Genomic DNA, 23,972 nt, shown 5'->3' with positions numbered 1-23,972 from the left:
TTATCAAGGACGGTCCATGAAATCCACCACGCCCGAACCCTATCCACATCCCGCCGGCGGTTGGGGTTCGGTGAAAAAGGTCGCCACGGCGCTGCTGCACGAGCATGTGCCGTTCGAGGGCAGCAAGCTGCTGATCCACTTGAACAAGACCGACGGTGTCGCCTGCGTCAGCTGCGCCTGGGCCAAGCCGGCCAATCCCCATCCATTCGAATTTTGCGAGAGCGGCGCCAAGGCCACCGCGTGGGAAGTCACCGGCAAGCGCTGCGACGCCGGTTTCTTCGAACAGCACACGGTCGGCGAGCTGCTGGGCTGGAGCGACCACCAGCTGGAGGCGGTGGGCCGCCTGACGACGCCCCTGCGCTGGGATGCCGCCAGCGACCGTTATGTGCCGGTCGACTGGGATAGCGCATTCGCCGAGATCGGACGCGAACTGAAGGCGCTGGCGCCGCAAAGCGCCGTGTTCTACTGCTCCGGGCGCGCGTCGCTCGAGGCATCGTATATGTACCAGCTGCTGGCGCGCCTCTATGGCTGCAATAATCTGCCGGACAGCTCCAACATGTGCCACGAGAGTACCTCGGTGGCGCTGCCCAAGACCATCGGCGTGCCGATCGGCACGGTGTCGCTGGCCGATTTCGAGCAGACCGACTGCATCCTGTTCTTCGGGCAGAACGTCGGCACCAATAGTCCGCGCATGCTGCACCAGTTGCAGGAGGCGCGGCGCCGGGGCATCCCCATCATCACCTTCAATCCGCTGCGCGAGACCGGGCTGCTGCACTTCGCCAATCCGCAGTCGCCGGCCGAAATGCTGACCGGCGCCGAAACCGCCATCAGCACGCACTATCTGCAGGTGCGGGCCGGCGGCGACAGCGCGGCCATGCTCGGTTTGTGCAAGGCGCTGATCGCCGCCGACGACGCCGCGATCGCGCTCGGCGCGCCGCGCGTGCTCGATGCCGACTTCATCGCCGAGCATACGGCCGGGCTCGAGTCGTTGGTCGACCGCGCGCGCGGGGAGAGCTGGAGCGAGATCGAGCGCCACTCGGGCCTGTCCCGCCGCGACCTGGAGCAGGTGGCGGCCGTCTACGCCGGCGCGAGCAAGGTGATCGGCGTGTTCGGCATGGGCCTGACGCAGCACCGGCTTGGGGTGCAGAATGTCGAGATGCTGTCCAATCTACTGCTGTTGCGCGGCAATATCGGCAAGCCTGGCGCCGGCATCTGTCCGGTGCGCGGCCATTCCAATGTGCAGGGGCAACGCACCGTCGGCATCACGGAGAAGCCTGAGCTGGCGCCGCTCGACCAGCTGGCGAAACAATATGGCTTCGAGCCGCCGCGCGGGAAGGGACTGAACACGGTCGAGACTTGCGAGGGCGTGCTGGACGGCTCGGTGCGGGCGTTTGTCGCGCTGGGCGGCAATTTCGTGCGCGCCGTGCCGGACACCGTGCGCGTGGAGGCGGCGTGGTCGCGGCTGCGGCTCACCGTGCAGGTGGCGACCAAGCTGAATCGCAGCCATCTGGTGCACGGGGCCGTGTCCTACATTCTGCCCTGCCTGGGACGGTTGGAGGTGGACCAGCAGGCCGGCGGCGAGCAGGCGGTGTCGGTCGAGGACAGCACCGGCCACATGCACGGTTCGAAGGGCAGAGCGCAGCCGGCCGGCGAACTGCTGCGCTCCGAGCATGCGATCATCGCCGGATTGGCGAAGGCGACCTTGCCGGTCAATCCCAAGATCGATTGGGATGCGTGGGTGGCCGACTACGCCACCATCCGCGACGCCATCGCCGAGACGTATCCGGAGATTTTCCACGACTTCAATGCGCGCATGTGGACGCCGGGCGGATTCCGCCGGCCGCTGCCCGCCGCGGAGCGCCAGTGGAAGACGCCGAACGGGCGCGCCAACTTCATCGCGCCGACGGTGCTCGATGCCGATCCCGACCAGTTGCTGCCGCGCGGCGACGTGCTGCGCCTGTTCACGGTGCGCAGCGACAGCCAGTTCAACACGACCATCTACAACGAGAACGACACGTTTCGCGGCGTCCACGGCGGCCGGCGGGTGCTGCTGATCAACGCGGCCGATATTTCGCGTCTGGGGATGCGGGAGGGGGATCTGGTCGATGTCAGCGCCGTGACCGGCGATGGCGTGGCGCGCAGCGTGGCCGGGCTGCGCCTGGTGCGATACGAGGTGCCGGCGGGATGCGTGGCGGGATACTTCCCGGAATGTAATCCGCTGATGGCATTGGAGCATCATGCGTTGGAGAGCATGGTGCCGGCGGCCAAGTCGATCGCGATACGAATCCGCCCGGCAGGCGGCGGCGTGAACTGGCGAACATACGGATGACGCCGGCAGGCGTACACTGAATCTGTTAAATATTTTTAGTGGAATTGAAAAATGCCTTTATCAGACCGCCGAAAACCCACCGCCACCGCATCCATCCTGGACGAGGCATTGGAACTCCTTCCGCAGGAAGGTTTGCAGCCCGCAGCGGAATATGCCATGAGCCATGGCGTGCCGAGGCATGTCGTCAACAAGGTGCTGAGCGCGGCGCCGGAGAATCTGCGCAGCAATCTGTCGCGCAGGAAGCAGGATGAGGAGGGGGTTTTGGGACAGGCGGAGGCCGCCTGATCGATCCAGTCGGGCGGCCTCTTGACGCTTAGTGCTCAGTGCTCAGTGCTCAGTGCTGAGTGCTGAGTGCTTAGTGCGATGCCGGCGTGTTTGCTTGCGGCATAGGCATCGGGGCAGGGGCCGGCGCTGCCGGAGCCGGCAGTTCGTTGCCCGGCACCGGCGGCGTGATGTTGCCGGCATCCGGCGTTGCGCCGATCTTCGTTTCCGGCGTGACCGGATCGGCATCTTGCTTCTTGCAGCCGGTGACGGCGGCTGCGGTCAGGATCATTGCCAAGGCAAATTTGGCCGGTGCGGTGAGCTTTTTCATGGTTTTTCCTTATGGATGGACGTGTCCCATCTTATCCACTGATGAGCTTGGGCACTGTCGGCGTGCAAGCGGCTTGCATGTAGGACTGACCCCCCTTGCTTCGAGGCAGGCCCCTTTTTTCGTGCGTTGCGGGTAGAATGACGCCTTCGTTCCCTCACCGACCGACTCCGACCGATGCATCGCCGTCCGATCATTCATGTGTTTCTCGCATTTCTGCTGCTCTTCACGCAGCAGATCGGGGCGGCGCACGTCTATTCGCACTGGATCGACGTAGCGCAGTCCGGCGCGGAATTCGGCAGCGGGGAACAGTCCGAAACCCGCAAACGCATCGCGGTGCACAAGGTTTGCGCCGAATGCGTCACGGTCGCCCAGGTATCGGCGGCGCTGACCTCGCCGGCAATGACCGTCGCCGTGGTCGCCATCGGCGGCGGCGTGATCGCCACCCCCGCCACCCTTACCGCCTGCGAACGCACCGTTTGCGTCTTCCAGTCCCGCGCGCCCCCTCTGGCCTGACAGCCGAAATCCGTCCTGAATTTTGCGTCACCGTGGTCCGGCTCCGGCCATCCACGGTGCGACCTGTCATGTTTTTTTAGCTAGAGGTTTACCCATGAATATCCCACGCACGCTGCTGGCCAGCGCGATCCTGTCCGCCTTGTCCACCCTGGCGCACGCCCAGTCCACGCAGTCCACCACCGCCAAGCCCACCGACGGCGCCGTCCCGCGCGTGATCGTCACCGCCACGCCTTTCGGCGATTCCGACAGCGACCAGATTCTGGCGCCGGCCAAAGTGCTGTCGGGCGACGAGTTGCGCGACAAGGTGGGCAGCTCGCTGGGCGAGACGCTGTCGCAGGAACTGGGCGTGTCGGCATCGGCCTTCGGCGCCGGCGCCTCGCGTCCGATCATTCGCGGCCTGGAAGGCGCGCGCGTCAAGATGCTGGAGAACGGCATGGCCGTCTCCGACGTCTCGGGCCTGTCGAACGACCACGCGGTGGCCGGCGAGGGCGCGGTGGCGCAGCAGATCGAGATCCTGCGCGGCCCGGCGGCGCTGCTGTATGGCTCGGGCGCCATCGGCGGCCTGGTTAACGTCGTCAACGAACGCATTCCGACGGTGCTGGAACCTAAGCTTACCGGTCAACTGGAGGCGCGCGGCAGCACGGTCGACGACGGCCGCAATGCGTCCGGCACGTTGGACGGCTCGGTGGGCAAGATGGCCTGGCACGTGGACGGCAACGCGCGCAACACCGGCGACTATAAAATCCCCGGCAACCGCGTGCTGAACGATCCCGATTCGGCGTCCGGCCGCCTGCCGCATTCGGATACGCGCCAGCGCAACGCCGGTGTCGGCTCCTCGTACGTCGACAGTTGGGGCTTCGTCGGCGCGTCGGTGTCGCACCTGACCAATCTGTACGGCATCCCGAGCGACGAAGGCTCGAGGATCGACCAGAAGCAGACCCGCTACGATATCGACAGCCTGGTGAAAGCCCCGCTGGCGGGATTCGAAACGTTCAAGTTCAAGGCCGGCTACACCGACTATGAACACGCGGAGCTCAATGACGAAAACCAGCCGGAGGTGATCTTCAAAAACCGTTCGCTGGAAACGCGCGCCGAATTGACGCACAAACCGGTCGCCGGCTGGCACGGCACATTCGGCGTGCAGACCGAGAACACCCACTTCTCGGCGCTGAGCGCCGAAGGCGGCGCCGATACCGTGCCGGTCACCCACTCGACATCGACCGCCGCCTTCCTGGTCGAGGAGACCGACGTCGGCGTGGTGCGCGTCAACGCCGGCGCGCGCGTGGAGCGCGTCAAGCGCAAGCCGGTCACCGGCGTCGATCGCTCGTTCGATCTGAAATCGGCGTCGGTCGGCGGCATGTGGCCGTTCGTGCCGGGTTACGGCCTGGGCGCGACCGTGTCGTACGCGCAGCGCGCGCCGGCCACCGAGGAACTGTATTCGGCCGGTCCGCACGACGCCACCGTGACCTTCGATATCGGTAACGCCGATTTCAACAAGGAGACCTCGCGCAATATCGAGCTGTCGCTGCAGAAGACCACTGGGCTGGTGCGCTGGAAGGCCAACCTGTTCCGCAACAAGGTCAGCGATTTCATTTACGGCCAGATCACCGGCCAGCTGGTGGACGAGGAGGGCAATCCGGGCGACGAACTGCGTCAGCGTATTTTCCTGCAGGCCGACGCCACCATCCAGGGCGCCGAGGCGGAGCTGGAATACAACCCGCACGGCGCCGGCTGGTCGGGCCGCGTATTTGCCGACACCACGCGCGGCAAGCTGGATCAAGGCGGCAGCCTGCCGCTGCAACCGGCCACGCGCGTCGGCGCCAGCACCGGCTACAAGATGGGGCAATGGCGCGCCGGCCTGTCGCTGGTGCACGCGCAGTCGCAGGATCGCCTGGCGACGTTCGAGAATACCGAAACGCCGGGCTACAACCAGGTCAACGCCAATGTGTCGTACACCCAGAAGGTAGGCGCCTACGATTTGACGTGGTTCCTGTTGGCGAAAAATCTGACCAACGACGAAATCCGCGTATCGACGTCGGTGTTGAAGGATATCTCGCCGCTGCCGGGCCGTAACGTGGTGTTCGGCGTGCGCGCCAAGTTCTAAGCGCCGGCTTGGGCGGCATCGGCATCAATCCGTGATGCCGATGCCGTGGTTGATCGATTCGACGATCATGTTTTCCGCCGCGTGCGTGATGTTCTCGTGGCGGAAAAAGTTGTAGACGAAGACGCCGCTCGGCGTACCCTTCAAATCGCCGTCGCAGTAGACGCGCGCATTCCAGTCGGCGCCATGGCCGACGCTATACGTGCCCAAATACGAAAACGTCCGTCCGTCGGTGGCGCGGATGTAGCAGCCCTTGATCGGCCATTGATCGAGCCAGTAGGTCGCCAGTTCGGCCGCGTAGCGGTTGGCGTCCGGCGCCGAACCGAATTCCTCCGACGGGTAGGTCTGTTCGTGGACCATCTCGCAGGCCGACGTGGTGCCGCGATAAATACGGAAGCGCGGGCGGTACTTTCCATCCTCGGACTTCAGCGGTGTGCAGACTATATAGTGACCATCGCGTGCGAATGAACTTGACTCAGCCATGTGGACCCTCGCCTCAAAGAAACACTGGATTTTCAGTCTGCTTGTCGCGCTGCACAAGATAACGCCGCGCCCGCTTCCTACCGGCATAAAACCCCGGTTTTATGAGGGTTTGCCGGTATGTGTGCAGAAAGAGTAGCATAAAGATGCGTTGTAATTCAATCGGGACATGACATAACTACAAAAATAATATTGCAGCGCAGCATTGCTATTGCGCGGTGCGAGACTTCAGGGCCAATACGTCGGCTTTAGCATTTCCGGCCGTCCCGTGTAGCCGTGCGTGCGGGCGAAGGCCGCCAGCACCGGCTGCGCTTCCCGGCCGCCGAAGATCGACCACAGGAACATCCGGCCATACAATTCGCTGCGCTCGCGCGGATCGTTTTGCATCGACGGGTCGCGGCCCAGCGAGGTTTTCAGCGCGGCGACGCTGCCATCGTGCGCCACCATGCGCGTGCCGCCGTCCCGGCTGGTGTCGAACACCATCAGGCGCGGTTGCGACGCGTCGGCACTCCAGCGGCGCCACTCCGGCAGCGCGGCGCCGCCAGGCACCCCATGGCGGGCGAAATGGGTCCAGTAGCCGGCCATCGCGTCCGACACTTCTTTGCGTCCCGGCAGATTGGCCGCCGTGAAGGAGCGGAACGGATCGAACTCGCCATCCAGATCGCGGAACACGAACGCCACTTCCAGCACGTGCGCGGCGCCCAGCAGGATGTGCGGCTGGATCAGCGGTATCGCCGGCTGCTCGTCCCAATCGAAGCGATAGACCCAGACATCCGGATGGCCGGAGGCGTTCATCGCGCTGGCCGGGCCGAGCGCGCAGTTGGCCTGCCACAGCGCGGACATGTAGGCCGCGTGGCGCTGGTAGCGCGCGCGGTTGCGCATCAGCGGCAGCTTCCCGAACAGCATGCGCACGTAGTCGGGATTATTGGACATGAAGGTCTTGTACTCGTCGCGGTTGGTGCCGACGATGAACGGCACCGCATGATAGCGGCTACGGTCAGAAAACACCTCGGCCAGCGGCCCGGCCGGCAGCACGTAGCCGTCCTCCATCACCGTGGGCGAGTCGTAGAAATTGAGGGCGCCCTGTTCGAGCGGCGCCAACAGGGCTTGCGGCGGCAGGCCACGCGCGAACGCGTCGATGTCGGCCGCCGCCATCGACGCGATCAGCGCCTTGGCGGTGGCGCGGTCGGCGGCCCGGCCGTCCCGTTGCAGCCATTCGCACAACAGCTCCCGCGAGCTGACGGCGTGGCCCGGCCGGGCATCGTCGGTGTAGTTGCGCGCCTGGGCAAGCGTGTGGCTGGCCGTGATCGGCGACTGCGCGATCGCCTTGTGGAACAAGTCCGAGGCCAGCGGACTGGCGAGCAGCGTGTAAACATTCCAGCCGCCGGCCGATTCGCCGAAGATGGTGACGTTGCGCGGATCGCCGCCGAACGACGCGATATTCCGCTGCACCCACTCAAGCGCCGCGATCAGGTCCAGCGTTCCGAAATTGCCCGAGCGGTCGGCCGGCGTGTCGTCCTCCGTCGCCAGCTCCTTCAGGTTGAACCAGCCGAGGATGCCGAGGCGGTAGTTGGCCGACACCACGATCACCTGGTCTTGCCCCGCCAGGTTGCGCAGCGTGGTGTAGGTGGCGGCGGTGCCGGAGGAGTTGGCGCCGCCGTGTATCCAGAACATCACCGGCAGCGCTGCCGGGGGGTGTCCGGGCGCTCCGCCGGCGCGCCGCGGCGCGAAGATGTTGAGCGACAGGCAGTCCTCGGAACCGGCCGGCAGGCCCCAGCGTTCAGGCGGCAGCTCCAGCGTGACGCCGCCCGGCTGCACCGCCGCCGGTCCGCAGGCGGTCGCCTGGCGCACGCCTTCCCACGGCAGCGCGGGGCGGGGCGCCTTCCAGCGCAAAGGACCGACCGGCGGTTGCGCGTACGGCAGGCCAAGCCAGGCGTACGTGTCGTGCCTGTCCTCGCGGCCGATCACGTCGCCCGTCTCGGTGTGGCGCAGCGTTTCGGGGGCCGGCTTTGGAGGCCGCGCCGGATCTGCCTCGGCGTCCGGTGGCGACGGCTGGCGCGCCTGGTTCCCCGGCATCAGGAAGTGCGCCAGGGCAGGGACGAGCACCAGGGCGCCGACCATGTTCCACAAGAACATGAAGGCCAGCAGGATGCCCATGTCGGCCTGGAACTTGATCGGCGAGAACAGCCAGGTCGCCACCGCCACCGCCAGGGTCACGCCGGTCAGGATGACCACCCGGCCGGTGAACCGCAGCGCGTGCAGGTAGGCCGACGACAGGCTGTCGCCGGCGCGCATGCGGCTCAACATCACGCTGAGCACATACAGCGCGTAGTCGACGCCGATGCCGACGCCCAGCGCGATCACCGGCAGCGTGGCCACCTTGACGCCCATGCCCAGCACCACCATCAGCACCTCGCACAGGATCGACGTGAGCACCAGCGGTAGCACCGCCACCAGCACCGCGCGCCAGGAACGGAAGGTGGCGTAGCACAGCAGGATAACCGCGCCGTAGACCCAGAACAGCATGTCGCGCATGGCCTTCTTGACGACGATGTTGGTGGCGGCCTCGATGCCGGCGCTGCCGGCCGCCAGCTGGAACTGCACTTCCGCCGTGTTGTGGGCGGCGGCGAAGGCTTCGACGGCGTCCACCACGCGGGTCAGCGTTTCGGCCTTGTGGTCCTTCAGGTAGACGTACAGCGACAGCAGCGAGCAGCTTTGGTTGAACAGCTCGCGCGGCGCGCGGGTCTGCACGGCGCCCAGCGCGCCGGCGTTGGGGATCAGGTCAAACCACTTGAAGTTGCCCTCGTTGTAGCCGGTGGTGGCCAGCTTGCTCAGCGCCGCCATCGAGTTGGTCGAGTCGACGCCGGGCAGCTGTTCCAGCTGCCACGCCAGTTCGTCCACCTTGGCCAGCGTGCCGTATTGCGTACATTGGTCGGGCGGCGTCTTGATCATGACGACGAAGATGTCCGAGCTGGCGGCGTAGTTGGAGACCAGGTAGCCGTTGTCGCGGTTGTAGCGCGAGTCCGCGCGCAGCTCCGGCGCGCCGGGATCGAGATCGCCTACCTTGAGATTGAGGCTGTAGGCGAATCCGAGGCCGCCCAGCAGCACGCTGGCGGCAACCGTGACGGCCGCCCAGCGGCGTTGCGTGAAGCGGTCGAGGAAGATCCACAGCCATGGTTGTTGCTTGCCGTCGCCATCGGCCTGCAGACTGAGTTGCGCCGCCCTGGCGCTGACGCCGGTGTACGACAGCAGCACCGGCAGCAGCACCAGGTTGGTGAAGATCAGCACCGCCACGCCGATGCTGGCGATGACGGCCAGATCCTGGATCACCTTGATCTGGATGCTGACCAGCACCAGGAAGCCGACGGCGTCGCACAACAGCGCGGTCAGGCCGGCGGCGAACAGGCGGCGGAAGGTGTAGCGGGCGGCGACCACGCGGTGGGTGCCGCGTCCGACGTCCTGCATGATGCCGTTCATTTTCTGCGCGCCGTGGCTCATGCCGATGGCGAACACCAGGAACGGCACCAGGATGGAGTAGGGATCGAGCTCGTAGCGCAGGGTGGCGAGCAAGCCGCATTGCCACAGCACCGCCACCAGCGAGCACACCACGACCAGCGTGGTGCTGCGCCAGCAGCGCGTATACCAGAACAGCACACCGCCGCAGATGGCAATCGCCAGCACGAAGAACAGCACCACCTGCCGCAGGCCCGCGATCAAGTCGCCGACGATCTTGGCGAAGCCGGTGATGTGGATATGGACGCCTTCCTTTTCGTACCTGGCGCGGATCTTCTCCAGGCTTTCGGACAGTACGCGGTAGTCCAGCGCCTCGCCGGTTTGCGCCACCTTGTCCATCAGCGGTACGAAGACGATGCTCGATTTGAAGTTGGACGCCACCAGTTGGCCGATTTCGCCGGAACGGGCGATGTTGGCGCGCAGCTGCTCGAGGCTGGCCGTGGAACCGTCGTAGCCGTCCGGGATGACGGTGCCGCCGTCAAGGCCATCCTCGGTCACGGCGGCCCAGCGCGTGCTCGGGGTCCACAGCGATTTCATGAAGGGCCGGTCGACAGCGGGCAGCAGGAACAATTCGTCGTTGAGGCGTTGCAGGGTGTCGAGGTAGGCGCGGTCGTAGATGGTGCCGTTCCTGGCTTCCACGGCGATGCGCACCGAGTTGCCCAGGCCATTGAGATCGCCTTTGTTGGCAAGGTAGTTGACCACATACGGGTGGGCGCTTGGGATCATCTTTTCGAAGCTGGCATTGAGCTTGATGCGCGTGGCCTGGAAGCCCAGCACTATCGTCGCCAGCAGGCAAAGGAAAATGACCAGCGGCCGGTGGTTGAATAGCGCGCGTTCGCCGAGATTGCCGGAGGCGGTGTCGAAGTCCTCGAGTCGCCGTATGACCGGCTGTTGTTCCAAGTCGTTATCTGTGTTCATGATGCTCCAACCATGTTCGTATGAATAAGGGCGTGATCCCGGAGACGTTGTCCGGTCATTATTTCGCCAACGGCTTCGACTCCGGCTACGGAATCCTGCGCACCCCGCGTAATCCGGCCACCACCAGCGCGCCGTCGCCTGCCTGCGCGACGGCTGCCAGCGGCAGCGCGGTGCCGGGCTGCGGAACGAAGGAGCGACCGTCGTCGCGGCTCACCAGGACATCGCCGCCCTGGCTCACCAGCACCACCGCGCCGTCGCTCATCACGGTGCCGCCGGCCAGCGAGGACTGGACCCCGGTCTCGACCTGGTTCCACGTCGCGCCCTGGTCGGTGGAGCGGAACGCATTGCCGCGCAAGCCATAGGCCAGCAGCACGCCGCCGCGCGCCGCGAGCAGCCCGAAGTAACTGCCCTTGTATGGTGTCGGCAGGGCCTTGAAGCTGTCGCCCTTGTCGGTGGAGCGCAGCAGCAGCCCCTGTTCCCCCGCCAGGTAGATGGCGTTGGCGGTGCCGCGCATGCCGTACAGGTGCAATCCCTTAGGATTGGCGACGCGGCTTTGCCACGGGAGCCAGGTGGTGCCGCCATCGGCGGTGCGGAACATCATGTTGTACGCGCCCAGCACATAGCCACTGGTGGGACCATCGAAATACAAATCGAGGAAAGGCTTGTCCGGACCGTCGTCGACCAGGCGCTGGGCGTCCGCCACCGCCTTGTCGCGTTCCGGCCCGAAGGAGGCGGCGGCGTCGTTCAGCACCAGCGCTGCGGCCCGGACGCCGTCCAGCTGTTTTTTCCATGTGGCGCCGCCGTCCGTGGTGTGCAGCACCACGCCCTGATGGCCGACCGCCCACCCGTTCCTGCTGTCGACGAACTGCAACGCAGTGAGGCTCACACTGACCGGCACCGACGCCTGGCGCCAGGATTTGCCGGCGTCGTCGGAGTACAGGATGATGCCCCGTTCGCCGGCCGCCACCAGCCGCGCGCCGGCCGCGCCAACCGCCAGCATCGCCCCCTGCAGCGCCTTGGGTGTCACCAGCGCCGGCTGTGCAAGGGCCGCGGGCGCCGCCACCTTGGCGGCGTCGCTGGTGTCGCTGATGTCGCTGGCATCGCTGGCATCGCTGGCATCGCTGGCATCGCTGGCGCCGGCGCCAAGCGCCAACGCCATGGCCGCCGCCATTGGCGCGACGCGGATAAGCGGGAAGAGTGCATTCGATCTGACCATCGTTTACCTTTCAGTGGGCTTAGGCTTAGCGCGAGCCTTGATTTGCCAGCTCTTCAGGGCCGAAGTAGCTGGCCGGCAGGCGCGGAATGACTTTGTACTGGGTCGGCATTTCATTCGATGCCTCGTTCAGCAGATAGGCGCCGGTTTGCACGTTGTAGGTGCCCCACATGACATTGCCCAGCACCGCCGGGATGTCCGGCGCCAGCAAGGTCAGGGTGTAGTTGCCGCGCCAGATCTGGCCCTGGGCGTCATAGCCGTCCACCAGGATGATCTGCCAGGTGTCCTCGTCCAGGTAGTAACGGCGCTTGGCCACCACGTGGCGTTTGCCGGGGATCAGCGTCGCTTCCACCTCCCACACGCGGTGCAGTTCCCAGCGCACCAGGTCCGGATTGAGGAACTGCGGGCCGACCAGATCGGCGATCTTGGCGCCGCCGGCGCGGTTGTTGTTGTACGGGATGTACATCTCTTTTTTGCCGACCAGTTTCAGCTCGTGGTGGTCGATAGGCCCGAACAGCATGAACGCCTCGTCGAACAAGCCGATGCCCGAGGTGACCGAATCCGGCGTGTCGTACGACACCGACGGCGCCCGGCGCACGCGGCGCTGGCCTACCAGGTACTGCCAGATGGCGCGCGGCTTGGCTTCGTTGATGCCGTCGTGGACCAGGATGCCTTCGCCCGCTTTCGAGGCCGGGGCCCGCGTGATCAGGCGGCCGAACTGGTAGATGCCGTCGAATTTATCCAGGGCGCCGTCCTTGAAGTAGTAGGGGCGCATGAAGGTCTGTTCGGCTTCGGTGGCGGTGGCGCGCTTGCCGTCGGGCGTGACGATGACGGTCCGCAGCGGCATGATGGCCGTCTCGCCGGTCCATGCCAGCCGGTGGTTCATGATCGCCTCGTAGCCGCTCTTCGGGATCGGGAACGGAATGCCGCCGTAAGCGCCTTCGGCGCCGTAGCCGCCGTCGACCGATTTGGCGCGGGTAGCGTTCTTGAAGGTGTTTTCATAAACCCAGGCCGGCGCGCCGCCGGTGCGGTGGGTTGAATAGATGTCGAGCCGGTAGTTCGGGTACTTTTTCAGCATCGCCACCGTGGCGGCGGACAGCCTGGCGGCGTATTGGTCGACGTTTTTGCCTGTGATGGCGAGCACCGGCTTTTCGGCCGCGAACGGGTCGGCGCGGAAGTCGCCCGGTTTGAAGCCCGCCTGCACCTTGGTGTAGGCGCCTTCCCAGGCCGGAATCGAGCCGTCCTTGTTGCCGGCTTTTTCGGCGCCCAGCGGCGTCAGGGTGGTTTGCAGCTTGGCCGCTTCGTCGGCGGTGACGGCGGCGCCGGCGTGCAGCGGCAGCGCGGCAGCCAGGGTCAGGGTGGCGGCGGCCAGTTTCAGGGATGTCTTCATTTTGGTTATGTCCTTAGAAAGAGCGTTTGATGTTGAAGGAGATGTAGTCGCGGTCCTTCAATGACTGGGCGTAGCTCAGCATCGGCGTGTTGGTGGCCGGATTGTTCTTCAGGAAGGTGCCGGTCCCGCCGAGGAACTTGACGTAGCTGATGCCGAACTTCCAGTCCTGGTGGTAGGTGGCGTTGATGCCGATATTGAAGTCGCCGCCATGTTCGGCGCCGCCGTTGAAGTTGAAGATGGCGCGCGAGCGGCCGTCGATGTTGTAACCGACGCCGATCGGGATCGTCAGGTCCAGGCCATCGATGACCTGGAAGTAGGCCGGTTCGAAGATGACGCGGGCGGCGGTGGCGTCGCGCGTGGTGTTCGGATCGAGCGCACCCTGGAAGTCGACGCTGGTGGCGCGGTTCCATGCGATTTCGCCCAACAGCGAGGCGCCCTGGAAGAACGGGTTGGTCGGCATCACATAGATCGCCGACAGGTTCACGTGCGCCGTGTTGCCGACGGCGTAGGCGGGATTGGCGCTGTTGTTGGCGATGGCGCCGGTGCCGTTACGGGACAGGAAGTTGGGCGTCGGGTCGCTGACCAGCGGCGTGTTGCGGCGGATCGAGGCCTCGGCGGCGACGTTCACGCCCAGCATCACCGTGCTGGCGCTGACGCCGAAAGTGCGGATGTTTTCCGCGTACACGGCTTGCACGGTGGACGGCGCGCCCGGCGGGAAGGACGGCGCGAAGCCAAGGTAGAAGTAGGGCGACTTGTCGTGGTAGCGGGCGGCGTAGAAGCCGTATTCGACGTCGGAGTCGGAGGGCGACCATTTGAGCTGCACGCCGCCCTGGCCGGAATTCTTCGCTTTCATGTCCGGCTGCGTGATAAAGGCCGGTGCGCCGCTGTTGGTTGGCGCGACCAGGAAGGCGGCGGCGCCGGCGCCGGCGGCGTCGTAGGAACTGAGGTAGCTGCCGGCGCCCGGGATCTGCGTCGGCCGCCATTCGAACTGGTAGTAGCCGCCGATGGAGACCGTCGGCGCCACTTGCAGCTGGCCCGAGACCTGGTTGACGGGACGCAGGATCTCCTTGAACTGCGCGCCCGGTACGCTGAGCAGCTTGACCAGGTCGACCGGTCCCTGGGCGTTGGCGATGCCGTTGGCACCGAAGAACAGGCTCTCGCCATATTGCAGCGTGTGGCGGCCGGAGCGGATGGTGCCGGGCAGCTCGCCCAGGGTGCCCTTGGCGAAGACGAAGGCGTCCAGCAGTTCGGCGTTGCGGCCATGGAGCACCCTGGTGCCCTTGGCGAAGCGGTTGGCGCCCTGGCCGGTCAGCGTGATGGCATTGCTGGCGGAGGAGCCGTTGTCGTTGGTGCCCATATAGGCGTCGTCGTACCAGCCGGCGGCGCTGACGCGCATGCCCAGCGTGCGGGTGCCCATGTCGAATTCGGACAGCCAGTCGATACGGCTCGAGACGATTCCTTTCTTGCGGAAGTTCTGGTTGCCGTCGTCGAGGTTATAGCCGGTGAAGTCGCCCGGACCGGCAGCGGGATAGCCGCCCGCCAGCAGCCGCGAATCGGCGTCCTGGAGGCGATAGGCGCCGCTGTACTTGAAGGTGTTGTTCCAGCTGATCTTCAGTTCCGGATTGGCGGTTTCAAAATCGTAGGCGTGGGCGGCGGGAAGGGCCGCCGTTACCGCCATGGCCAGTATGCTCCGGCTCAGGCTTTTTTTTGTATGCATTGCTGTCTCCTGGTTTTAGTTTTATGGGTGGTTCTCGGTGCCGCGGTTTTGGATGTCAGATAAAGGTCGAGGCCAGTCCTCCATCGACAGGGATGTTGACGCCGCTGATCCAGCGCGACTCGTCGCTGCACAGGAAACCGACGACGGCGGCGATTTCGTCGGCGTAGGCCGGGCGCTTCATGCGGTGGGCGTCGCGCTGCACGCGCTCCTCGCCCAGCATGGAGACGAAGTCGCCGAGGATGGGGGTAAACACCGGGCCCGGGGCGATGCTGTTCATGCGCACCGAATGCTCCAAAAACCATTTCTGCGATTGGGCGTAGGTCCAGACGATCAGCGCCTCCTTGAAGTACTGGTAGCAGGTTTCCTCCGGCACCGGATGCTGGTCCAGCCAGGCCTGGCCGGCCGCGAAGCCCTCGGTGGCCGCAAGTTCCTTGTGCAGGTCGAGGCGCGTCGGCCATTCGGCGCCGAGGATGGAGGCGACGTTGACGATGGCGCCGCCGGCCGGCATGCGCGGCAGCAGGCCGGAGGTCAGGTAGCGCAGGCCGAGGTAATTGACCTTGGCCAGCAGCGCCGGATTGGCGGTGCCCGGCACGCCGGCGATATTGCATAAGGCGTCCACGCGCTGCGGCAGTTTGGCGATGGCGTCGTCGATGCTGCCGGTGCTGCTCAGGTCCACGGCCACGAAGCCGTCCAGCGTGAGGCCAGGATCGTTGCGGTCCATGCCGATGACGGTGGCGCCCTCGAAGCGCGCCAGCCGCGCCACCTCGGCGCCGATGCCCGAGGCGGCGCCGGTGACGACGACGGTCTTGTTACGTAACTTCATGCTGTCTCCTTGTGGTTATTGGTGTGATGTCAGAACGGGTAGCGCGGCGCTTCCGTCTTGATCGTGAGCCATTGCAGCTGCGTGAATTCGTCCCAGTCGACGTTGCCGCCATGGCGGCCGCCGTTGCCCGAGGTTCCGCCGCCGCCGAACGGCGCGTGCGCCTCGGCCAGCACGGTCTGGTCGTTGATGTGCACGTGCCCGGATGGCACGCTGTCGGCGATGCGCATCGCGCGGGCGAGATTGGGCGTGATCACGCCCAGCGCCAGGCAGCCGGTGGTGGCCGAGGCCAGCGCGATGCCTTCTTCGTCGGTGTCGAACACGGTGATCGACGCCACTGGGCCGAACAGCTCCTCCTCGAAGCAGCGCATGCCGGGGCGCACGCCGGTCAGCACGGTGGGCTTGTAGAACTGCCGGTCATAGGTGCCGCCGGCCAGCAGGGTGGCGCCGTCGCCGACGCTGTCCTCGACGATGGAATGCAGGCGCTGGACCTGGCGCGCGCTGATCAGCGGCCCGAGCGCGACGTCGCCGCCCATCGGATCGCCGACCGGCAGGTGGCGCGCCTTGTGGGCCAGGCGCTGGATCACCGCGTCGGCGATGCCGCGCTGGAGCAGGATGCGGCCGGCGCACATGCAGATCTGGCCCTGGTGCAGGAAGGTGGCCCAGGCCACGTTGGAGGCGGCGATGTCCGGATCGGCGTCGTCGAGGATGATCAGCGAGTTTTTTCCGCCCAGTTCGAGCGACATCTTCTTCAGGTGGCGCCCGGCCAGCTCGCCGACGCTGTGGCCCGCCGCCGTCGATCCGGTGAAGGCGATCATGCCGATATCCGGATGGCTGCACATGGCCTGGCCGGCGTCGGCGCCGCCCGGCAGCACGTGCAGCAGGCCCTTGGGCAGGCCGGCCGCCTCGAAGATGCGGGCGATCAGCACGCCGCCGCTGATCGGTGTTTGCAGGTCCGGCTTATGGACCACGGCGTTGCCGGTGGCGAGCGCCGGCGCGATCGAGCGGATCGACAGGATCAGCGGGAAGTTGAACGGCGAGATCACGCCGACCACGCCGTGCGGCACGCGCCGCGCGATGCTCATCGTGCCGGTGGCGGAGGCCAGCAACTGGCCCTTGGGCTGCGTCAGCATGGCCGCCGCCTCCTGCAGGTGGGCGGTGGCTTCGCGCAGTTCCAGGTCCGCCTTGGGCCGGATGGCGCCCGTTTCGCGCACGATCCACGTCGACAGCTCGTCGTGGTTTTGCGCGATCAGGATGGCCGCGCGGCGGAAGATCGCCGCGCGTTCCTTGTAGTCCGCCTTGGCCCAGGCTTTTTGCGCCGCGCGCGCCCGGACGCCGGCGGCCAGCACGTCGGCAGCGTTGGCCAGGCCGATGCGGCCCAACTGCTCGCCGGTGGCCGGCTCCGTGAATACGTGGGCGCCTCCCTGGGCGGCGATCCATTCGCCGTTGAAGATGCGGTCGCGCCAGATGGCTGGGGTGAGGAAGGCGCCGCCGGCGCCGGGGATGTCGCTCATGTCTGTCTCCTTGGTTGATTGGACGGGGCAAATCGGAACTCCCAACGCGCCGGCTAGCACGCTAGTTGCATAAGGTCCGCTTGCCGCTCTTTGCTTAGCTATTACAAGTTGCGTGCCAGCGTTATGTGGTTTTGCATTAGTGCGACGCACCATGCGCGGTTCGCCGGGCTGGCGGGCGAATTCGAAACGCGCGGTTGCGCGCCGCAGCAAAATTGCGGCGGTCCGGCCGCTTGATCAAATGATCAACCAGGAGAATTACCGATGTATGATTTGATAAAAAATGAAGAAGGCGGAGACATGAGCAAGCGTGAACGCGTTTCGCTGGCGGAGGTATCGCAGGCCACCGGCAAGATGCTGCACCGGGGAGACAGCGCCCACTTGAACGAGGGCGCGGCGCCGACCCTGGACGACATCACCCAAAGCCTGCATTTTTCGCCGGGCGATGGACGCATCTGGTTGAATGGCCAGCGCATGCAGCTGGTGCACATGACGTCACTCGGTTCGCTGCGGCGCGAACTGCTCGAGAGCATAGGGGCGGAGCGCACGCGCGGCTTGTTGACGCGGGTCGGTTATTCGGCCGGCGCGCGCGACGCCCAACTGCTGCGCGAGCGCTGGCCGGATGCCGATCCGGCGGCGCTGTTTTCCGCCGGCCCGCGCATGCACTCGCTGGAGGGCGCGGTCAAGGTCGAGGCGCTGCACTTCGAATTCGACGTGGAACTGGGCACCTATCGCGGCGAATTCCTTTGGCACCACTCCGGCGAGGACGAGGTGCATACCGCCGATTTCGGCATCGGCACCGAGCCGGCGTGCTGGATGCAGACCGGCTACGCGATCGGCTACACCAGCGCGATGATCGGCCGCCTGACGATCTATCGCGAGATCGAATGCATGTCGATGGGGCACAAGCACTGCCGCCTGATCGGCAAGCCGGCCGACGAGTGGGACAACGTCGAGGAGGACTTGCGCTTCCTGAACGCCGAGGCCTTTGTCAGCACCACCGCCTACAGCGAACCGCACGCGCACCAGAAGGCGGCGATACTGGCCGGCGACGACGAGCGGCCCTACGCGGACAAGGAGATGGTGGGCGTGTCGTCGGCTTTCAACGCCGCCTGCCATATGCTCAAGCGGGTGGCGCCGACGGCGGCCACGGTGCTGTTCACCGGCGAATCCGGCGTCGGCAAGGAGCTATTCGCCTATATGCTGCACCAGATCGGCAAGCGCAAGGAGCAGCCCTTCGTCGCCGTCAACTGCGCGGCGATACCGGAGACACTGATCGAATCCGAATTGTTCGGCGTCGAGCGGGGCGCCTTCACCGGCGCCACGCAGTCGCGGCCCGGGCGTTTCGAGCGCGCCAGCGGCGGCACCTTGTTCCTCGACGAGATCGCGACTTTGAGCCTGGTCGCGCAGGGCAAGCTGCTGCGCGCGTTGCAGGAGGGGGAGGTCGAGCGGGTCGGCGGGGTGCGCAGCGTCAAGGTCGATGTGCGGGTCGTGGCGGCGACCAATGTCGATCTGCGCGAGGAAATTCGGCAGGGGCGCTTCAGGGAGGATTTGTTCTTCCGCTTGAACGTGTTCCCGATCCACCTGCCGCCGCTGCGCGACCGCCGCGACGACATTCCGCTGTTGATGGGGTATTTCATGCGGCATTACGGTCAAAAGCATCAGCGGCGGTTGACCGGGTTCACGGCGCGCGCGGTCGACGCGCTGCTCACTTATCACTTCCCGGGGAATATCCGGGAGCTGCAAAACCTGGTCGAGCGCGGCGTGATCTACGCCAACGAGGATGGACCGATCGATTTGCCGCATTTGTTCACCAGCGGGGAGGAATCGCAGGCGTCGTATTTTTCGCTGGCGCAGACGGGCAGGTTGACCAGCCAGGGCGCAATGCCCGCGGCGACGGTCAGTTCGGAGCTGTTGGATGTTCTGCCGGGGATGCTCGGCGACGCCGCGAACGGCAAAGCGCAGGAATGGTCGCTGGACGCGCTGGAAAGCACGTTGATACTGGCGGCGGTGAAGCGCGCCGACGGCAACCTGTCGGCCGCCGCGCGCATGCTGGGCCTCACGCGCCCGCAGCTGTCGTACCGAATGAAGAAATTACAGGAAGGATGAAGCGCGGGCACATTTGATCATCAACTCGCGGTGATCGCCTCCAGCTCCGTGCTGATTTGCCGGCAGCTGTGATGCAGCGCGTCGATGAAGCGGTTGACGCTCTCCGAATCCGGCCGGAACAGCGGCGTCACCAGATTCACCGAATACGGCACCGGATGCGAGAAGCGGCGTATCTGCAGCCCGCTCCTGGCATACTCCAGCGCCGTCAGCGGATTGACGATCGCCACCCCGACACCCAGGCTCACCGTGGCGCACACCGCCGCCGCGCTGTGCGTCTCGACCACCATCCTGCGTTCGACGCCATGCTCGCGGAACGTGTTGTCGACCATCTTGCGATACGGGTCGCCGGCCGCCAGGTACACGAAATCGATGCCCGCAAAATCCTGCGGCGTCAGCGTGCGCTTTTCGCACAGGCGATGGCGCGGCGGCAGCACGCACACCACATCCATCGTCAGCAGCGCTTCCATCTTGGTCCCCGGTGGAATACCCGGCTCCTCGGTCAGCCCCAGGTGATAGCGCTGGCTGGTCAGCGACTCCTGCAAGGCGGGACTTTCGAGCGGCGTCACATTCAAGCTCACCCCGGGGAACTTGCTGCAGAAATGCTGGCTCGCGCGCGGCAGCAGCGTGCTTGAAAACGCCGGCAGGCAGGCCACGGCGATCTGGCCCTGGCGGAAATGGCGCAGCGCCTCGATCGCGTTGCCGATCCGTTCCAACCCCAGATAGCTGCGCTGGACCTCGTCGAACAGCATCAGCCCATGCTCGGTCGGCACCAGCTTGCCGCCGCTGCGCTTGAACAGCGTCAGCTGCGACAGCTTCTCGAACCGGCTCAATTCCCGGCTGATGGTCGGTTGCGAGGTGTGCAGGATTTCGGCCGCGCCGGTCGTGCTGCCCGACGTCATCACCGCCCAAAACACCTCGACGTGGCGAAAAGTGAAGCCCATAAAAGTCCCGTTTGAATTCAGATCACTGAACTATATCAGGAATGAATAGGGTGTGAACATATTGATATTATGTTTTCGTTGCTAAAACTTTCATACTAAACGCACTGGAATTTCAACGAAAAGCGGATGAGCTTATGAGATATCGTCGTTTTGGCCGGTTGGCCTGGCAGGTTTCCGACGTCGGTTATGGCATGTGGGGCGTGGCCGGCGGCGAGGGCGGATGGACCGGGTCGAGCCCCAGCGCCGGCATGGAGGCGCTGCACCACGCGATCGCCGCTGGCTGTAACTTCTTCGACACGGCCTGGATCTACGGGCGCGGCGAGAGTGAGCGCATGCTGGGCAGCGCGTTGCGCGACCATCCGGAAAAGAAGCTGTACGTGGCCACCAAGGTGCCGCCGAAAAACCGCGAGTGGCCGTCGCGCCGAGGCGACCGTATCGAGGACATCTTCCCGGCGGCGCACATCCATGAATACGTCGGCCGCAGCCTGGAATGCCTCGGCGCCGATTCGATCGACCTGCTGCAGTTCCACGTCTGGGAAGACGCTTGGGCCGGCGAGCAATCCTGGCAGCGCGCGGTCGAGGACTTGAAGCGCCAGGGGATGATCGGCGGCGTCGGCATCAGCGTCAATCGCTGGGAACCGGCCAATGTGCTCGACACGCTGCGCACCGGATTGATCGATTCGGTGCAGGTGATCTACAACATCTTCGACCAGGCGCCGCAGGACCAGCTGTTCCCGTTGTGCCGCGAACTCGATATCGGCGTCATCGCCCGGGTGCCGTTCGACGAGGGCTCGCTGACCGGCATGCTGCGCGAAACCACCACCTGGCCCGAAGGCGACTGGCGCGCCAGCTATTTCGTCCCCGAGAACCTGGCGCCGACGTTGGCGCGGGTGGAAGCGCTGCGCGCCGCGCTGCCGGCTGACGCGAACATGGCGCGCATGGCGCTGCGCTTCATCCTCGCCAGCGATTCGGTGGCCACCGTGATTCCCGGCATGCGCTCGGTGGCGCACGTGGACGCCAACCTGGCTTGTTCCGGCGCCGAGCCGCTCGACCCGCACACGCTGGAGCTGCTGCGCCGGCATCGCTGGGACCGCGAGCCGACCTGGTGGTCGCAGTAGCCCTTTAGCCGTAACCGTTTCGTCTCCCGCGGCGCCCGCGCCGTCAACCGCAACCCTCAAGGACATCATCTTGAAATTCTCAGAACTCAAAGGTAAAAAAATCGGCATCTGCGCTTCGGGCGGACTGGTTAGCTTGTTCATCACACAGCGCCTGAAGGAAGAGGGCGTGGCCTACGACCAGTTCACCGTCGACATCGGACAGCCAGGCGACGAGGGGCACGACTACTGCGCCGGCAATATCGATCTGATGCAGGACACCAAGGTGATCGACCTGAGAGAGGAGATCGCGCAAGTCTTCCTGCAGGCGGTGCGGGCCCAGGCCCAGTACGACGGCGGTTATTGGAACACCACCGGCATCGCGCGCGCGGTGACCGTAAAGGGGCTGGTCGCGGCGCTGCGCGAGCAGCAGTGCAATGTGCTGGCGCACGGCGCGGTCCACGGCGGAAATGACGAATTCCGCTTCACGTATTACCTGAAGATGTTCGCGCCGGAGATCCTGCCGTTCTCGCCGTGGGAAGATCCGACCACCGCGGAGCGCTTCCGCAGCCGCGTGGCGATGAGCGATTTCGTCGCCGACGCCGACCAGACCCTGATGCTCGGCAAGGCGCACCACTCGGTCGACGCCAACCTTGGTGGCGTCTCGCACGAGAACCGCGAGGTCGAGCTGCTGTCCAATCCGACCGACTCTGTGACGCCGATCATGGGCGTGCGCGTGGCCGACTCGCCGGACCGGCCGGAGCGCTGCTCGATCACCTTCAAGCACGGACTGCCGGTCGCCATCAACGACGTGGAGTTGAGCGCCCACGGCGCCATCGCCATGGCGAACCAGATCGCCGGCCGCAATGGCGTGCTGCTCAAGAACGTACTGGAAAACCGCATGAACGGCACCAAGGGCCGCGGCTTGTACGAGTCGCCGGGGCTGGACCTGCTGGGCACCGCCGCGCGCCACCTGTTCCAGGCAACCGTCGACAAGGACGGTTGGGAGTTGCTGCGCTTCCTGTCGCCGTTCATCGCGCGCCAGACCTATGCCGGACGGCTGTACGACCCGGCCACGCAAACCGCCATCAGCAGCGCCGAGGAATTGACCGCCAACGCCAGCGGCGTGGTGGAGATGATCTGCTTCAAAGGCAGCTACACGGTCGATCGCGTGCACGATTACGCCAAGTCGCGCTTCACCGCGCAGCAGTTCCGCTTCGCCCACGGCGGCCAGAAGTGGATCACGGAAGCGGTGGCCTGAGCGCCGGGAATTCCACCATGACCTCCACCGCACACCGTCTGTTCGTGATGTGGGCGCCACCGCGCTCGCTGTCGACCGCTTTCGTCCGCGTGATGGCCGCGCGCGGCGACTTCACCATCCTGCACGAGCCGTTGTGCGATCTGGCCGCGTGCGGCCATTTCGTGCACCGCCGCGCGGGCGCAGAGCCGCGCCGGCTCGATTCCGCACCGGCCCTGTTCGAGCATGTCGGGCACTTGCTGGGCGAAGGCCCGGTCTTCGTCAAGGATACCTGCGAGTACGACTACCGTGACATGCTTGACGGTACCGGCTACCTGCGCGACGCCATCCATGTCTTCATGTTGCGCGAGCCGGCCAGCGTGATTAACTCGCACTACCACATCAATCCCGACATGCGCTGCGAGGATGTCGGGTACGAGCACCTTGCGCGCGTCTACGATCTGGTGCGGTTGCAGGCACGCGCGCGGCCGCTGTTCATCGACGCCGAAAGGCTGGTGGCCGATCCCGCCGGGACGGTGGCGCGGTTTTGCGAGAGCGCCGGCCTGAAACACCTGCCCGAGTCGCTGCAGTGGGAGGGCGGCCACCTGGATATATGGGAACGTACCAAGCGCTGGCACCTGGATGCGGCCAACAGCAACCGCATCGCGCCGATCGATCGCCAGTACGCGGTCACCGTCGACAACCACGAACAGCTGCGCGGCTTTTACCAGGCCAACCGGCCGTTCTACGATTACCTGCGCCAGCAAGCGGGGAGCGTACAGCAATGAGCGCCTTGTCATCCCCGCTCACCTGGCATGACTTTCCGGTGGTGCGCGGCATGCGCGCCGCGCGGCTGCGCCAGAAACCATGCGTGTTGTGGTTCACTGGCTTGAGTGGCTCCGGCAAAAGCACCCTGGCGGGACTGGTCGAGGGGACCTTGTTCAGCCAGGGCTACCTGACCTATGTGCTCGACGGCGACAACCTGCGCCATGGCCTGTGCCGCGATCTCGATTTCAGCCACCAGGCCAGGAAGGAGAACATCCGCCGCGTCGGCGAAGTGAGCAAACTGTTCGTCGACGCCGGGATGATCGTGCTGACCGCCTTCATCTCGCCGTTCCGCCAGGACCGGGCGATGGTGCAAGAAATGATCGGCGACGCGCAGTTCATCGAAATCTATCTCGAGGCGACGCTCGACGTCTGCGAGCAGCGCGATCCCAAGGGCTTGTATCGCAAGGCCAGGGACGGGCAGCTACGGCACTTCACCGGCATCGATTCGCCGTACGAAGTGCCGCAACAGGCCGACATCGTGCTCGATACGTCGAGCGCGTCGCCGGCGCGCTGCGCGCAAACCATTATCGACTTTTTGCAGAAAGGCGGTTGGTTGCTGCCGCACGCGCCGGCCCAAGCACCGGCAACTGCGCCGGCGTCGGTGCCGGCGGTGAAATTCTCAACACATTTAGCAGTAAATTCAGCAGTAAATTCCTAAGGAACCAG

General features: G+C 65.5%; 18 protein-coding genes. 9 read left to right on the top strand and 9 right to left on the bottom strand.

The window, feature by feature from the left end; all coding sequences use genetic code 11:
- Positions 1–16: 16 nt before the first annotated feature.
- Positions 17–2,329 carry an FdhF/YdeP family oxidoreductase gene (locus BMX85_RS15980; protein WP_177196777.1) on the top strand — a complete coding sequence of 771 codons (2,313 nt, stop codon included), beginning with the start codon at positions 17–19 and terminating at the stop codon, positions 2,327–2,329.
- A 51-nt stretch (positions 2,330–2,380) separates the two neighbouring features.
- Positions 2,381–2,614: a hypothetical protein gene (locus tag BMX85_RS15975; RefSeq protein ID WP_090319899.1), complete on the top strand. Its 234-nt coding sequence runs from the start codon at positions 2,381–2,383 to the stop codon at positions 2,612–2,614.
- Positions 2,615–2,684: 70 nt separating this feature from the next.
- On the opposite strand, the gene BMX85_RS15970 is transcribed toward BMX85_RS15975, so the two are convergent.
- A complete protein-coding gene (locus BMX85_RS15970) occupies positions 2,685–2,921 on the bottom strand; it encodes a hypothetical protein (protein WP_090319896.1) in 237 nt (78 codons plus the stop codon).
- A gap of 198 nt (positions 2,922–3,119) precedes the next feature.
- On the opposite strand from BMX85_RS15970, the gene BMX85_RS15965 reads away from it, so the two are divergent.
- Both BMX85_RS15965 and BMX85_RS15960 read left to right on the top strand, forming a co-directional pair.
- A complete protein-coding gene (locus BMX85_RS15965; protein ID WP_143067994.1) occupies positions 3,120–3,434 on the top strand; it encodes a hypothetical protein in 315 nt (104 codons plus the stop codon).
- A gap of 94 nt (positions 3,435–3,528) precedes the next feature.
- On the top strand, positions 3,529–5,538 hold the full coding sequence (locus tag BMX85_RS15960; protein ID WP_090319890.1) for a TonB-dependent receptor: 2,010 nt from the start codon (positions 3,529–3,531) through the stop codon (positions 5,536–5,538).
- Between the two features lie 24 nt (positions 5,539–5,562).
- Here the strand turns inward: BMX85_RS15960 and BMX85_RS15955 are convergent, their stop codons facing one another.
- The 7 genes from BMX85_RS15955 to BMX85_RS15925 form a co-directional block, all read right to left on the bottom strand.
- The gene (locus tag BMX85_RS15955; RefSeq protein ID WP_143067993.1) at positions 5,563–6,018 is read right to left on the bottom strand and encodes a hypothetical protein; all 456 of its coding nucleotides are present in this window, start codon (positions 6,016–6,018) and stop codon (positions 5,563–5,565) included.
- 225 nt (positions 6,019–6,243) lie between these two features.
- The gene (locus BMX85_RS31580; RefSeq protein ID WP_143067992.1) at positions 6,244–10,446 is read right to left on the bottom strand and encodes a carboxylesterase family protein; all 4,203 of its coding nucleotides are present in this window, start codon (positions 10,444–10,446) and stop codon (positions 6,244–6,246) included.
- 85 nt (positions 10,447–10,531) lie between these two features.
- Positions 10,532–11,605, bottom strand: a complete 1,074-nt coding sequence (locus BMX85_RS15945; RefSeq protein ID WP_229210495.1) for a WD40/YVTN/BNR-like repeat-containing protein — start codon at positions 11,603–11,605, stop codon at positions 10,532–10,534.
- A gap of 82 nt (positions 11,606–11,687) precedes the next feature.
- On the bottom strand, positions 11,688–13,049 hold the full coding sequence (locus BMX85_RS15940) for a DUF1329 domain-containing protein (RefSeq protein WP_090319880.1): 1,362 nt from the start codon (positions 13,047–13,049) through the stop codon (positions 11,688–11,690).
- Positions 13,050–13,062: 13 nt separating this feature from the next.
- A complete protein-coding gene (locus BMX85_RS15935; RefSeq protein WP_090319877.1) occupies positions 13,063–14,766 on the bottom strand; it encodes a DUF1302 domain-containing protein in 1,704 nt (567 codons plus the stop codon).
- Between the two features lie 55 nt (positions 14,767–14,821).
- Positions 14,822–15,589 (bottom strand): coniferyl-alcohol dehydrogenase, encoded by a 768-nt coding sequence (locus tag BMX85_RS15930; protein ID WP_090319874.1) that lies wholly within the window; start codon positions 15,587–15,589, stop codon positions 14,822–14,824.
- Between the two features lie 29 nt (positions 15,590–15,618).
- Positions 15,619–17,100: a benzaldehyde dehydrogenase gene (locus tag BMX85_RS15925; RefSeq protein WP_090319872.1), complete on the bottom strand. Its 1,482-nt coding sequence runs from the start codon at positions 17,098–17,100 to the stop codon at positions 15,619–15,621.
- Between the two features lie 297 nt (positions 17,101–17,397).
- Between BMX85_RS15925 and BMX85_RS15920 the strand changes: the two genes are divergently transcribed.
- Positions 17,398–19,206: a sigma-54-dependent Fis family transcriptional regulator gene (locus BMX85_RS15920; RefSeq protein WP_090319869.1), complete on the top strand. Its 1,809-nt coding sequence runs from the start codon at positions 17,398–17,400 to the stop codon at positions 19,204–19,206.
- A 20-nt stretch (positions 19,207–19,226) separates the two neighbouring features.
- Here BMX85_RS15920 and BMX85_RS15915 read toward each other — a convergent pair whose 3' ends face one another.
- On the bottom strand, positions 19,227–20,147 hold the full coding sequence (locus tag BMX85_RS15915; RefSeq protein WP_090319866.1) for a LysR family transcriptional regulator: 921 nt from the start codon (positions 20,145–20,147) through the stop codon (positions 19,227–19,229).
- Positions 20,148–20,281: 134 nt separating this feature from the next.
- On the opposite strand from BMX85_RS15915, the gene BMX85_RS15910 reads away from it, so the two are divergent.
- The 4 genes from BMX85_RS15910 to cysC all read left to right on the top strand — a co-directional run bounded on the left by BMX85_RS15910 (position 20,282) and on the right by cysC (position 23,964).
- Complete coding sequence (locus BMX85_RS15910; protein ID WP_090319863.1) at positions 20,282–21,265, top strand: aldo/keto reductase; 984 nt, start codon at positions 20,282–20,284, stop codon at positions 21,263–21,265.
- Between the two features lie 70 nt (positions 21,266–21,335).
- Complete coding sequence (locus BMX85_RS15905; RefSeq protein WP_177196776.1) at positions 21,336–22,502, top strand: argininosuccinate synthase domain-containing protein; 1,167 nt, start codon at positions 21,336–21,338, stop codon at positions 22,500–22,502.
- Between the two features lie 17 nt (positions 22,503–22,519).
- Complete coding sequence (locus tag BMX85_RS15900; protein ID WP_090319856.1) at positions 22,520–23,266, top strand: sulfotransferase-like domain-containing protein; 747 nt, start codon at positions 22,520–22,522, stop codon at positions 23,264–23,266.
- Complete coding sequence (gene cysC / locus BMX85_RS15895) at positions 23,263–23,964, top strand: adenylyl-sulfate kinase (protein ID WP_090319853.1); 702 nt, start codon at positions 23,263–23,265, stop codon at positions 23,962–23,964. Before BMX85_RS15900 ends, cysC begins: the two co-directional genes overlap by 4 nt.
- Positions 23,965–23,972 lie beyond the last annotated feature (8 nt).

Origin of the sequence: Duganella sp. CF517 (assembly GCF_900110275.1) — a bacterium.
GTDB lineage: Bacteria > Pseudomonadota > Gammaproteobacteria > Burkholderiales > Burkholderiaceae_D > Rugamonas.
This window is presented reverse-complemented; position numbering and strand designations above follow the sequence as displayed.

Bases quoted from the DNA above. Each gene is read 5' to 3' on its own strand.
- BMX85_RS15980 (WP_177196777.1), top strand. From the start codon at position 17: ATGAAATCCACCACGCCCGAACCCTATCCACATCCCGCCGGCGGTTGG.
- BMX85_RS15975 (WP_090319899.1), top strand. From the start codon at position 2,381: ATGCCTTTATCAGACCGCCGAAAACCCACCGCCACCGCATCCATCCTG.
- BMX85_RS15970 (WP_090319896.1), bottom strand. From the start codon at position 2,921: ATGAAAAAGCTCACCGCACCGGCCAAATTTGCCTTGGCAATGATCCTG.
- BMX85_RS15960 (WP_090319890.1), top strand. From the start codon at position 3,529: ATGAATATCCCACGCACGCTGCTGGCCAGCGCGATCCTGTCCGCCTTG.
- BMX85_RS15955 (WP_143067993.1), bottom strand. From the start codon at position 6,018: ATGGCTGAGTCAAGTTCATTCGCACGCGATGGTCACTATATAGTCTGC.
- BMX85_RS31580 (WP_143067992.1), bottom strand. From the start codon at position 10,446: ATGAACACAGATAACGACTTGGAACAACAGCCGGTCATACGGCGACTC.
- BMX85_RS15945 (WP_229210495.1), bottom strand. From the start codon at position 11,605: ATGGCGTTGGCGCTTGGCGCCGGCGCCAGCGATGCCAGCGATGCCAGC.
- BMX85_RS15940 (WP_090319880.1), bottom strand. From the start codon at position 13,049: ATGAAGACATCCCTGAAACTGGCCGCCGCCACCCTGACCCTGGCTGCC.
- BMX85_RS15935 (WP_090319877.1), bottom strand. From the start codon at position 14,766: ATGCATACAAAAAAAAGCCTGAGCCGGAGCATACTGGCCATGGCGGTA.
- BMX85_RS15930 (WP_090319874.1), bottom strand. From the start codon at position 15,589: ATGAAGTTACGTAACAAGACCGTCGTCGTCACCGGCGCCGCCTCGGGC.
- BMX85_RS15925 (WP_090319872.1), bottom strand. From the start codon at position 17,100: ATGAGCGACATCCCCGGCGCCGGCGGCGCCTTCCTCACCCCAGCCATC.
- BMX85_RS15920 (WP_090319869.1), top strand. From the start codon at position 17,398: ATGAGCAAGCGTGAACGCGTTTCGCTGGCGGAGGTATCGCAGGCCACC.
- BMX85_RS15915 (WP_090319866.1), bottom strand. From the start codon at position 20,147: ATGGGCTTCACTTTTCGCCACGTCGAGGTGTTTTGGGCGGTGATGACG.
- BMX85_RS15910 (WP_090319863.1), top strand. From the start codon at position 20,282: ATGAGATATCGTCGTTTTGGCCGGTTGGCCTGGCAGGTTTCCGACGTC.
- BMX85_RS15900 (WP_090319856.1), top strand. From the start codon at position 22,520: ATGACCTCCACCGCACACCGTCTGTTCGTGATGTGGGCGCCACCGCGC.
- cysC (WP_090319853.1), top strand. From the start codon at position 23,263: ATGAGCGCCTTGTCATCCCCGCTCACCTGGCATGACTTTCCGGTGGTG.